Origin of the sequence: Microcystis sp. M_OC_Ca_00000000_C217Col (assembly GCF_007095585.1) — a bacterium.
Lineage (GTDB): Bacteria > Cyanobacteriota > Cyanobacteriia > Cyanobacteriales > Microcystaceae > Microcystis > Microcystis panniformis.
Genome location: NZ_SFBV01000162.1, coordinates 1 through 11,547 on the forward strand (window position 1 = coordinate 1; position 11,547 = coordinate 11,547).

Annotated in this window: 11 protein-coding genes and 1 pseudogene; 8 read left to right on the plus strand and 4 right to left on the minus strand. The window is 41.2% G+C overall.

Translation table 11 applies throughout. From position 1 onward, the window contains the following. The 3 genes from EWV66_RS09465 to EWV66_RS09475 form a co-directional block, all read left to right on the plus strand. Positions 1-1,554 (plus strand): Calx-beta domain-containing protein (locus tag EWV66_RS09465; RefSeq protein WP_287109280.1); only part of this gene is annotated, 1,554 nt, incomplete at its 5' end. A gap of 190 nt (positions 1,555-1,744) precedes the next feature. After that, a complete protein-coding gene (locus EWV66_RS09470; protein WP_287109281.1) occupies positions 1,745-2,710 on the plus strand; it encodes an o-succinylbenzoate synthase in 966 nt (321 codons plus the stop codon). Continuing rightward, on the plus strand, positions 2,686-4,029 hold the full coding sequence (locus EWV66_RS09475; protein ID WP_287109282.1) for a 2-succinylbenzoate--CoA ligase: 1,344 nt from the start codon (positions 2,686-2,688) through the stop codon (positions 4,027-4,029). Before EWV66_RS09470 ends, EWV66_RS09475 begins: the two co-directional genes overlap by 25 nt. 9 nt (positions 4,030-4,038) lie before the next feature. Here the strand turns inward: EWV66_RS09475 and EWV66_RS09480 are convergent, their stop codons facing one another. Then, a complete protein-coding gene (locus tag EWV66_RS09480) occupies positions 4,039-4,179 on the minus strand; it encodes a hypothetical protein (protein ID WP_002739942.1) in 141 nt (46 codons plus the stop codon). Positions 4,180-4,273: 94 nt separating this feature from the next. Here EWV66_RS09480 and EWV66_RS09485 point away from each other — a divergent pair, with 94 nt between their 5' ends. Further along, positions 4,274-5,746: an NADH-quinone oxidoreductase subunit M gene (locus tag EWV66_RS09485; RefSeq protein ID WP_002739737.1), complete on the plus strand. Its 1,473-nt coding sequence runs from the start codon at positions 4,274-4,276 to the stop codon at positions 5,744-5,746. 62 nt (positions 5,747-5,808) lie between these two features. Here EWV66_RS09485 and EWV66_RS09490 read toward each other — a convergent pair whose 3' ends face one another. After that, the gene (locus EWV66_RS09490) at positions 5,809-6,972 is read right to left on the minus strand and encodes a cysteine desulfurase family protein (protein ID WP_052275879.1); all 1,164 of its coding nucleotides are present in this window, start codon (positions 6,970-6,972) and stop codon (positions 5,809-5,811) included. A 245-nt stretch (positions 6,973-7,217) separates the two neighbouring features. Between EWV66_RS09490 and EWV66_RS09495 the strand changes: the two genes are divergently transcribed. The 4 genes from EWV66_RS09495 (at position 7,218) to EWV66_RS09510 (ending at position 10,275) form a co-directional block, all read left to right on the plus strand. Beyond that, positions 7,218-8,036, plus strand: coding sequence for a hypothetical protein (locus EWV66_RS09495; RefSeq protein WP_287109283.1), 819 nt, complete (start codon positions 7,218-7,220; stop codon positions 8,034-8,036). A 140-nt stretch (positions 8,037-8,176) separates the two neighbouring features. Beyond that, a complete protein-coding gene (locus tag EWV66_RS09500; RefSeq protein WP_052275881.1) occupies positions 8,177-8,578 on the plus strand; it encodes a phage integrase SAM-like domain-containing protein in 402 nt (133 codons plus the stop codon). A 120-nt stretch (positions 8,579-8,698) separates the two neighbouring features. Continuing rightward, entirely contained in the window at positions 8,699-9,250 is a 552-nt protein-coding gene (locus EWV66_RS09505; RefSeq protein WP_287109284.1) for a DUF4334 domain-containing protein, read from the plus strand. 89 nt (positions 9,251-9,339) lie between these two features. Further along, positions 9,340-10,275 carry an RpnC/YadD family protein gene (locus EWV66_RS09510; protein WP_052275883.1) on the plus strand — a complete coding sequence of 312 codons (936 nt, stop codon included), beginning with the start codon at positions 9,340-9,342 and terminating at the stop codon, positions 10,273-10,275. Between the two features lie 170 nt (positions 10,276-10,445). Here EWV66_RS09510 and EWV66_RS09515 read toward each other — a convergent pair whose 3' ends face one another. Continuing rightward, positions 10,446-11,024 carry a Coq4 family protein gene (locus EWV66_RS09515; protein ID WP_349283557.1) on the minus strand — a complete coding sequence of 193 codons (579 nt, stop codon included), beginning with the start codon at positions 11,022-11,024 and terminating at the stop codon, positions 10,446-10,448. A 295-nt stretch (positions 11,025-11,319) separates the two neighbouring features. Continuing rightward, a pseudogene (locus EWV66_RS09520) lies at positions 11,320-11,547 on the minus strand (COR domain-containing protein); the annotation flags it as partial.

Below are 11,547 nucleotides of genomic sequence, written 5' to 3' on the forward strand. Positions count from 1 at the left end.
CTATTTGGTGGTTTAGGCAATGATACATTGAGAGGATTTAAGGGTAATGATACTTTGTTTGGAGAACAGGGAGATGACCGTTTAGATGGGGGTTCTGGAAGTGATACTCTCTACGGTGGTTTAGGAGATGATACTGCCGTCTATACTGGCAATCGGTCTCAGTATTCATGGACTAGCAATCAAGGAGTATTTACGATAACTGATTCAGTAGCTAATCGGGATGGCATAGACAATTTATACGGTATTCAAAAACTACAATTTTCCGATCAAATTGTAACAATTGCTCCTGAGGAAGATTTCCCTAGTATTACTCTTGCTGTCTCTCCCAGTAGTGTTACTGAAGATGGGACAGCTAATCTTGTTTATACCTTCACTCGTAGTGGTTCCACAACCAATCCTTTAACGGTTAATTACAGTATTGGAGGGACAGCAACCAATGGAACCGATTACGCTTCTATTCCCACGGGTGTCATCTTTGCAGCTAATTCTGCGACTGTTACCGTAATCGTTGACCCCACTGCTGACACAATAGTAGAAAGTAACGAAACTGTTATTTTAATCCTCGCTTCGGGGACAGGTTATACAGTAGGTACTCCTAACGCAGCCACGGGGACAATTACCGATGATGATACCAGTGTCACCTCGCAACTCTCCATTAATGACATCACCGTGGTGGAAGGTAAAGATAATCATGCCATCCTCACCGTCACAGTTGATAACCCCAACCCGCAACCAATTACCTTCAACTATACCACTGCACCCATTAACGCTACCGCTAATGTAGATTACACTAGCAAAACTGGAACTATCACCATTGCTGCTAATACTGCCACCGCTACTATTAGCATTCCCATCCTCAATGATAACCTTAATGAACCTGATGAAGCTTTTACAGTAACCCTGTCAAATCCCGTTAATGCTACCATCAATCCCGAAGGGGGAATAGGAGAAGTTATCATTACTGATACTTGGCAAAGCACTCTCACTCGCACCCTACCCAACAATGTCGAAAATCTCAGACTAATTGGCAGTAATAATATTAACGGTACAGGTAACGCCGGTAACAATAAAATCGCTGGAAATAGTGGCATTAATCAAATCAATGGACGTGCGGGAATTGATACTTTAACCGGTGGTTTAGGTGCAGATACCTTCGTATTCCAATTTGGCCAATCTACCATATCAACAAGCGATCGTATCACAGATTTTGCCATCAATAGTGATAAAATTGACTTATTAACTCAAGGTGGAACTGCCATGAATGCGCCTAGTAGTTTCAGTCGTGCTGCTAATAGCACCGTCACCACTTTACAGAATTTAGTCAATCAGGTATTTACTGATGCTAATGGAGCGATTACAGGTAATCAAGGATTAGGGGTTAATAGTGCCGCCTTAGTGCAGGTAACAACCGGTGCAATAGCTGGAACTTACCTCGTTATTAATGATAGCACGGCTGGCTTCCAATCCAGCAATGATTTATTAATAAATATCACCGGATTTACCGGTACTTTACCAGCTTTAGGGAACATTCCGGTGGGTAATTTCTTTATCTAAGTTTCTAAGCTCTCCTTCTAAGTCACCTAGAAAACGGGTTTCTTCAAGAAACTATTTAGAAACCCGTTTTCTGGACTTTAAAACAAAAAAACGTTTCGCTGACAAACTCTATAAAGAACGTAGGTTGGTTTGAAGCATGAAACCCAACGCCTGCTCATGTTAAGCTTTTCACTACTACTTATAGTTAATCATGTATTTCTGGCAATTTCGTGTTTATCAGCGTCCTTTGCTGCATCCCCTACAAACCCATCACGGACTCTGGGAAATTAGGGAAGGAATTATTATTCGCTTAGAAGCGGAAGATGGACGTATAGGATGGGGAGAAATTGCTCCTTTACCTGAATTTGGTTCAGAAACATTATCGGCCGCAATATTATTCTGTCAAAGTCTCGAAAATCCCCTATCAATAAATTCAATTTTTTCTATTCCTGAACAATTTCCTGCTTGTCAATTTGCCTTTGAATCAGCTTTAGAAGATTTAAGTATAGAAAATCAATCAAGAGAATTAGAACCGAGAAATTATAGTTATTTATTGCCCACTGGTACGGCAGTATTTCCCTGTCTGGATGATATTTTAGCCACTAATCAAACTAATACTTATAAATGGAAAATTGCAGTTAATTCTCTCAAGCAGGAGTTAACCTTATTTGAAAAATTAATTGACCGATTACCCAGGGGAATTAAATTGCGTTTAGATGCCAATGGTGGATTAAGTATTGCTGAGAGTAAAATCTGGTTAAAAATTGCCGATGAATGTCAAATAATTGAATTTATCGAACAACCTTTACCCCCATCTCAATTAGAGGAAATGTTGCAATTAAGTCAAGATTTTACCACGGAGATTGCTTTAGATGAATCGGTGGTCAATCTTCGACAAATAGAGGAATGTTATCAACGGGGATGGCGAGGAATTTTTGTGATTAAACCTGCTATTAATGGTTCAATACAAGGGTTAAGACATCTCTGGGAAAAATATCCCTTAGATTTAGTATTTTCCTCGGTTTTAGAAACTAATATCGGCAGAAAATCCGCTTTACGTCTAGCACAAGAATACCCCAGCAAGGAGCGAGCTTTAGGTTTTGGTGTGCAACAATGGTTTAATGATAGTGACCCCGATTGGTTAGAAAAACTGTGGACGACATCAGCGAACAATTAGCATATCTCAGTCAAAAAGATTGGTTATATGGATACAATAGCCAGAAATTTTATCAATTATATCAGTCCTATTCTCAGAAATTTATCGCCGCAGATAATCCTCGATTAACTATACTGCTTGCTGAAGGCAATCCCCTTAAATTCTTAGCTATATTCTTGGCTGCCGTCAGGTCAAAAAGTTGCCTATTTTTAGCTAATCCCGACTGGAAAACTAACGAATGGCAACAGGTTTTCTCTCTGATTCAACCCGATTATATTTTTGGTGAAAATATCAAGGTTTATCACCATAATTCTCCTCCTGTAAATCCTTTGACTAATTCTCTGATGATACCCACAGGGGGAACCTCGGGAAAAATTCGCTTTGCTATCCATAACTGGTTAACTTTAACTGCTTCTGTTAAAGGTTTCTCTGAATATTTTCAAGTCAAGCAAGTTAACTCTTTTTGCCTATTGCCTTTATATCATGTTAGTGGTTTAATGCAGTTTCTGAGAAGTTTTTTAACGGGGGGAGATTTTGCTGTTATTTCTTACCATAAAATCAAACAAAAGCGCATAAATAATCTCAATCTTCAAGATTATTTTATCTCTTTAGTACCCAGTCAATTACAATTTTTTCTAGAAAATGATCCTCGATGGTTAGCCAATTTTAAAACAGTTTTCCTAGGAGGTTCCCCCGCATGGCCATCTTTACCAGAAAAAGCTAGAGAATATAATATTTCTCTGTCTCCCACCTATGGAATGACGGAAACTGCCTCACAAATTGTCACCCTTAAACCGGAAGATTTTCGACAAGGAAATAATAGTAATGGACAGCTATTACCCCATGCTCAGATAAAAATTAATCCCGATAACCAGAAAATTATTATTGAAGCGAAATCTTTATTTTTAGGCTATTATCCCCATCTTAATCAAGCAAGCTATTTAGAGACAGATGACTTAGGTTACTTGGATGAAAGTAGTTATTTATATATCATTGGTCGCGATAGTCAAAAAATAATTACTGGAGGAGAAAATGTTTATCCTCTTGAGGTAGAAACTGCCATTAGACAAACTAATTTAGTTAAAGATGTGGTGGTTTTAGGATTGCCAGATTCTCGATGGGGACAGGTAATTGTCGCTTTTTATGTCCCCGTTAACTCTCAGATAGGCCAGACAAGTATTCAATCCCAGATTAAAGATAAATTAGTCAATTATAAACTGCCGAAACATTGGATAAAATTACCAGAGATACCAAAAAGTCCTCAAGGCAAGATTAATCAAACCACTTTAATTAAATTAGCCGAAACTTTTTTTGACACCGAGTCAAACCCCGGACGATAATTATAGCAGTTATCTTAATGGTGAGTTATGAGGGGTTCCTAAATTGGCTTCATTTTCTCGGCCAAAAGCCAAGGAATTTACTCGGTATATGGCAGCAAAATCGCTGTTTTTTTCTCGACGAATTTCTGGTAATGGTAATCTCTGGCTCATTTTATTAATAAATGTTAAAAGTTGATAGCTATCTTGCTAAAGATTGACCGCTTAGGCAATAATATTAAGTTTATCATCCCCATTAAAGTAAAGAATGCTCAACGCTTTTATTTGGCTACCGATTATAGGGGCGATACTGATTGCCTACACGCCTCTAGAGGCGAAAAAAGTGCGAGGATTAGCTCTAACTCTTGCTGTCGTTCTCTTACTGCTTAATATTCTCCTTGGCTGGCAATTTGACCCTAGTAACCCGCAAATGCAGTTCACGGTTAACCTGCCTTGGATTAATTTCCTCGGTTTCAACTATGCCCTCGGTGTCGATGGCTTATCATTTTCATTACTTTTTCTTAACAGCATCTTGACAATAATTGCTCTTTATGCTAGTGGTACAGAGGTTAACCGACCGAAATTTTACTATTCTCTGCTCTTGTTACTCAATGCCGGAGTAGCGGGGGCCTTTCTAGCGCAGGATTTACTGCTATTTTTCCTATTTTACGAATTAGAAATCGTCCCGCTTTACTTTCTCATTGCCATTTGGGGGGGGCAAAGACGCGGTTACGCGGGCATGAAATTTTTATTATACACGGCAATTTCAGGCTTTTTAGTGCTAATCTCTTTCCTTGGCTTAGTTTGGCTAACCGGTGCTGATAATTTCGCCTATAATCCCCTTTTATCGAACAATTTAGACGTTAAAACCCAATTACTGCTCCTCATCCCCCTTCTGATTGGATTAGCCATCAAAATCCCGATTTTTCCCTTTCATACTTGGCTACCGGATGCCCACGTGGAAGCATCTACCCCCGTTTCTGTGCTTTTAGCGGGAATATTACTCAAATTAGGAACCTATGGACTGCTGCGCTTTGGAGTCGGTTTATTCCTCGATGCTTGGGTGACTCTCGCCCCTTGGTTAGCAACGATAGCAGCTATCAGCGCCCTCTACGGGGCCAGTTGCGCTATTGCCCAAAAGGATATGAAAAAAGTAGTCGCCTATTCTTCCATTTCCCACATGGCCTATATTTTACTAGCGGCGGCGGCCACCACCAGATTAAGCATCACTGCGGCGATTTTGCAGATGATTAGTCACGGTTTAATTTCCGCTTTGTTATTTTTGTTGGTGGGAGTAGTGTATAAAAAAACCGGCAGTCGGGATGTGGATTATCTACGCGGTTTATTAAATCCAGAAAGAGGTTTACCAATCACGGGAATGTTAATGATTTTAGCGGCTATGGCCAGCGCCGGCATCCCCGGAATGGTGGGATTTATCGCCGAATTTTTAGTTTTTCGTGGCAGTTTCCCGATTTTTCCGATACAAACGCTCTTATGTTTGGTCGCTAGTGGTTTAACCGCAGTGTATTTTCTGCTGATGATTAATCGGGTTTTCTTTGGTCGTTTAACCCCCGAATTATCGCGCATTCCTCGCAGTACCTGGCCCGAAAGATTTCCCGAAATTGCTTTGGCTTTATTTATTATTGTTTTGGGATTACAACCGAGTTGGATGATTCACTGGAGTGAAAATCAAGCATCAATGTTATTAACTGGCACGGCAATTAGTCAAAGGCAATCATAGAAAGCTTTTTCGGAATTTTTCCAACCTAGACCGAAAGCAACTTGTGGATAGGTGCCGAAACGTCAAAAATTTTTGGCCTTGCGGAGGGAATTAACTGTTAAAACCACCTGTTCCCCCACCAGTTCAATTTCTTCTAAAGTATTAAAACGACTCAACCCGAAGCGCAGGGAGGCATAAGCGAGAGATTCGGGGCGACCCAAGGCAGTTAAAACGTGGGAGGGGGCGGTATGGCTAGAAGAACAGGCAGAACCGGAGGAAAGAGCCACTATTGGCTGTAATCCTAACAATAACGCCGCACCGTCCACCCCTTCAATACTAATATTCAAATTTCCGGCTAATCTTTGGCTAGGATGACCATTGAGATAAATTCTGTCTAATTGACTGATAATCTCCCATAAACGGGCTTTTAACTGATTTAAGTGGCTGTTATCTTCTTCTATCGCTTTGATGCCCAATTCTACTGCCTTGGCAAAACCGACAATTTGCGGTGTAAATATTGTACCCGATCGCAGTCCTTTTTCCTGGCCTCCCCCTTGAATTTGAGCGGCGAGACGGACTCTGGGGTTTCGGCGCCGGACGTACAGCGCACCGATTCCCTTTGGTCCGTGGACTTTGTGGGCAGTTAAGGACATTAGATCTATATTCATTTCCTCCACATCTAGGGGAATTTTGCCGATTGCTTGGGCCGCGTCCGTATGAAAAAGTACCTGATACTGGCGACAAATCGCCCCAATTGCCGCTAAAGGTTGAATCACCCCAATCTCGTTGTTAGCAGCCATAATTGACAGCAAAATCGTGTCAGGACGCAAAGATTTTTCTAGTAGTTCCAAGTCAATTAGGCCATCAGCACCGACGGGTAAAATTGTCACCTCAAAACCCAATTTTTCCAGATAATGACAGGGATCTAAAACGGCCCGATGTTCTGTCATCACCGTAACTATATGCCTTCCCTTGGCGAAATAAGCTTCGGCAACCCCTTTGATAGCGAGGTTATTGGCCTCCGTTGCCCCACTGGTAAAAATAATTTCTTCGGGACTACTATTAATAGCAGCGGCGATTGTTTCTCTTGCCTGTTTAACCGCGGCCTCGGCTGTCCAACCATAGACATGATTAATACTACTGGCATTACCAAAGTGTTCGGTAAAATAGGGCAACATCGCCGCCAGAACTTGCGGCTCTAGGGGTGTCGTGGCGTGGCAATCTAGATAAATCGGCTTTTGAGACATATTTTTCCCCTGCGGGGGATTTGAGAAGGAGATATCCTCGGTTTTAAGAGAATCTCTGAAAGTGCATTGCTAGTCTATGTTAACAAAAAAGTATCGGATAGCAGTCAACAGCTGACGACTCAGACCAGAACTTTAAGATTTAATAATGAGAGCGCAATCGCTCCCTGAGAGCAGTTACAATTCCCCTATTCCAATGTTGTTCAGCAACCCAACAGGATTAATAACACATATTTTCCCGCTCAATCATGGCTAAAAAATCGAAGGCATTTAGTGAACTGCTCAGGCTGCAGAAAATGTCCCAAGGATACGAAAAACCCTTGAAAAGCTTTGAGAAGAAATTAAGAGAAAAGTCCTTGCCTTTCAAGGAAATTGTCGTCTCTCCTTCTGGGGAAGTCACAATGTCGGAAGTTCTGGAGGATTTTATCGAGCCTTACCGCGAATCCAATGAAACAAAGGGATCTATGCGAACACTGCTGACCATAGGGATAATCGCTTGGAATCTGGCGTTGTCCCCCGAGTCAAAGCGGCAAGAGATGATAGACCGAGTTTTTAACAAAGACCTTCTTAAAGGAGATAAAAGGCTCAAGGCGGATATTCAAGGGCTAATCGACGAGCTAATCGCTAGGAAAAACCGTTATTTCTCGGAAAACAAGCGGATGATTGTGGATTTTGAGTTAAAAGAGCTAGGAAGCGAGTATCATCTCTCGGTTGCCTCCAGCTTGTCGCCCGAATTTTCCGAGTCAGAGTTTGCCTTCAAAGTCGGCGACTCGGTCATCGTCAAACAGGGTGTACTTGACCCAGATTTGGGGACTGACATCGGTGGTTGGCAAGGAAGAATTGTGACAATTGAGCGGCAGAGCAATCTCATCGGCATTGAATGGGATAGCATCACCCTGAAAAACATCCCCAGTTCGGTGATTGACCAGTGTGAAGTGGAAAACTTAGACTGGGCTCAAATGTGCCTCTTCTCAACGGATGTGGAATTAACCCAACCTCGAGATACAGAAGAAGATGTGGCCGCCATCATTGAGCAAATTGAGTCTAACATCGTTGGAGCTATTTAGCAGAAAAGAGAAAGGCGATTCAGGCGGTTGGCCGACGTTGACCATGAGGATGAAATGGCGGCTTTAGGCGCTTGGAAAAAAACACTTGATTCATTACCCTATTGACCATCGAGCAGCGATTTGGAGGAGAGAAATTTGAGATGGATGATTCCCAGAAATACGAGGCTGACTGTCAAAAGATAAGAAAAGTCAATCATGAATTACTAAAGGATTTCGAGAGTTGGCTAGAATCATCAGGTTTGTCGGAAAAAACCATTAATAATCATATTTCAAATATAGATTTTTATATCAACGAATATTTACTCTATGAGGATGCAGTAGAAGCTAAAGACGGGGTAGATATGGTCGGTGACTTTTTGGGTTATTGGTTTATCAAAAAGGCCCTGTGGGCCAGTCAATCAAGTCTCAAGGCTAACGCAGGTAGTCTGAAAAAGTTCTACACTTTCTTACTGGAAAAAGGCCTAATAGATAAAAATGATTTGCGAGAACTTAAAGAAACCATCAAGGAAGAACTGAGTGAATGGCTGGAAACCCTAGAGTGATACGATGACCCATTGACTGAAGATATGTCGGATGTTTGGTAATCTTAACCGAGGGGCAATCCCCCACCCTCTGGCTGGGCAGCTATAATATCATTGTCAGGACACAATAAGAGCGAGACAATGGAAACACTAGAATTAGAAAGCTGCCAGTCGATTCTTAAAGCTGGTCAAACAACCACAGAAAGAGCTTTACAATTGTTTGACGCTCTCGAACCCGTGAGTTTAGACTTTATGCTCGGTCTTTGGCAAGGTTCTGGACTTCAGACAAATCACCCCATGGATGGTTTATTAGAAGCATCTAATTGGTATGGTAAAGAATTTGTCGATACTGAGAATGTCCACCCCCTGTTATTTTTAGATGGTCAGGGAAAAATTTTTAAGGTGGCACCTAATCCCACGGCCATGAACTGGATTTTGAAGCTGCCGATACTGAAAAATAATTCTCTGAAACCTTTGCTGATGCTGACCAACTCCTTGCTAAAAACAGAGACAAGTCAGGCTAGACTGCGAATGATGGAATATCGGGACAAAGTTAGCGCCACGATGATTTATGATTATTTGCCGATTAATGACTCTTTTCGGAAAGTAGATGATAATACCGTGCTGGGAATTATGGATTTTAAAAACTCTCCCCAGCCTTTCTTTTTTGTTCTCAAGCGATGTCAAAGATAACTTAATTCTTGAGGTTCGATTTAAACCCTTCATTATTGACGATATAATAAGATTATTGCCGTCCTTTTTCGGCTCGATTATCAATTGCAATGACTCGCCAAATTCACGACCAATTTGCTAAGGAGTATTTAGAGGAATTGTTAGCACCTCTAGGGACGATTAGAAAGAGCAAGAAAGTAAAAAGCGAGGTTCAAGAAATTGATGTCTGGTTTGAACCGGCCAGTTCACCATCAAGGAATAAACTCCCTTTAGGTTTACTCGGAAAAATGGCGGCGACTTCCTGCTTGTTTGAACCTTTCCGCAACTCTCCCTCAGAAATAGAGATTCGCAGTTGTATATCAAAGTTATATGCGGTTCATAATGACCTCTTAAGGAAGGCGAAACGGTCAAACAAAGCTCTAACTGCAGCAGAATTGCCAGTTTTATGGATTCTCACGCCCACCTTTTCAGCTAGAATGATTCAAGGATTCCGGGCTGACAGCGATGAGAGTAATTGGTTGAAAGGGGTTTACTTTTTAGCTGACTTCCTCAAAACAGCCATAGTCGCCATCCATCAATTACCGGTGAATGAAGACACTTTATGGTTGAGGGTTTTAGGAAAAGGAGGAACTCAGAAACGAGCCGTAGAAGAGTTAGTTGAACTTCCCCAACCTAACCCTTTTCGAGAAAATTTACTGGAAATCTTAGCCAACTGGCGCAAGAATTTAGAGTTGAGGGATAATTTAAGTGCAGAGGAACAGGAGGTCATTATGAACTTATCACCAGCTTATCTAAAGCAGCGAAAAGATTGGAAGGAAGAGGGAAAACAAGAAGGGAGACAAGAAGGGAGACAAGAAGGCACCTTAGAAGAACGTTACTCGATGATAGCCAGTCTTCTGGAAGGAAGGTTCGGAACTCTAGATTCGGAATTATCCGCTCTGGTGGAACGGATTGCCCAACTTCCCATCTCGGAACGCACCGAGTTAATTCTTTCTCTGGCGAATTTATCCCGCTCCTCACTATTAGAAAGATTGAGAGACAATTAAATTTTCAGTCCGCTTGAGCCTTAAATCCTGATGGTAGAGAGCCTCCGCAGGGCGACACGGATTCCCACTATAGTAAAAGGTTATCAAAAATTTTTGAGTTTGTCAAGTCTTTTGCGAAAAAAAAGCTGAAAAAATTTCAGCCCGATAATTATCTGTAATTGTCTCTTAGTTTAGTTTTTAGAGGAGACAATCGCCAATTCTTGCCGCCAAACTAGCAGGGATTTCTCCCAAGCTAGTTCCCATTTTTGCGCCAAAAAAGGTCGAGTATTTTTGCCAAAATTATAGGCGATGACAATCTCTTCCCAGAGAGAGGCTAAGGAAAGTGGAGAAGAAAATAAAGCTCCCAATAATCCCCCTAAAAGTAGGACAATAGCTAGAGGGCGACGAGTTTGACTTAATTCAAAAGCTTTCAGTTGCAATTCTCCCGTCACATCGACACCAAAACCCGTTACTATATGCCAGATATCGTGAGTTTGCCCTAAGCGAAGCAGCAGATAATCTGTATCGGAATTGACCTGAATAGACCGATAAAAATTAGGATCAAAATTGAGACTAATTAGGTGAGCAGCATAATGATAACCCAGGGAATCTTCTGGGAGTTTTAGCAGGGTTTCTAAACAGGGACTAGCGGCTAGATATCTTTGGGCAATTATTTGAGCGGTAGCTCGACCGCTTTTAACATATTGCCAAGATAATCGCTGTAACCAACTCTCTTTTAAGCCATCTTCAATATCATATACAGACAGAATGTTACCGGGATTTTGTCAAAGAGAAATTATTCCCTTGGCCACACTGATTAGATTAGTTGTGAATAGCATATAATACTAAATCCGTTGAGTATAGGCTACATATGAGGACAGGCACTCATGCAAGAGGCAAGAGGCAAAAGGGAGAATAAATAATCAGTTTTTAATAACCGGATTTAGTATAAGAGGTTGAGAAAGGGAAAAGGCCAAGAGTTTTCCCAGTTTGATAAAAAGAGAGATAATATTAAATATTTGTAAACTTTTTCGCCTAAGTTACTTTTCTGTGGTAAGCAAATTTTTACTGCTCCGATTCGGGGGTTTCTTGGGGGGTGTCATCGTTGTTGGTTTTTGGTTCTTGTCCTTTAAAAGTAGGGATAAATCGCCAAAAACCCTCTAAAAACTGATTGAAGGTCGTTTCATTGATTTTACCCGTCCAGAACAATAACACAATCACAATAAGAGCAAAGATAAAAATAATTGTCAAAACGCTGGTAATATGCTTTGAATCTGGCACAAAATGGGCAAA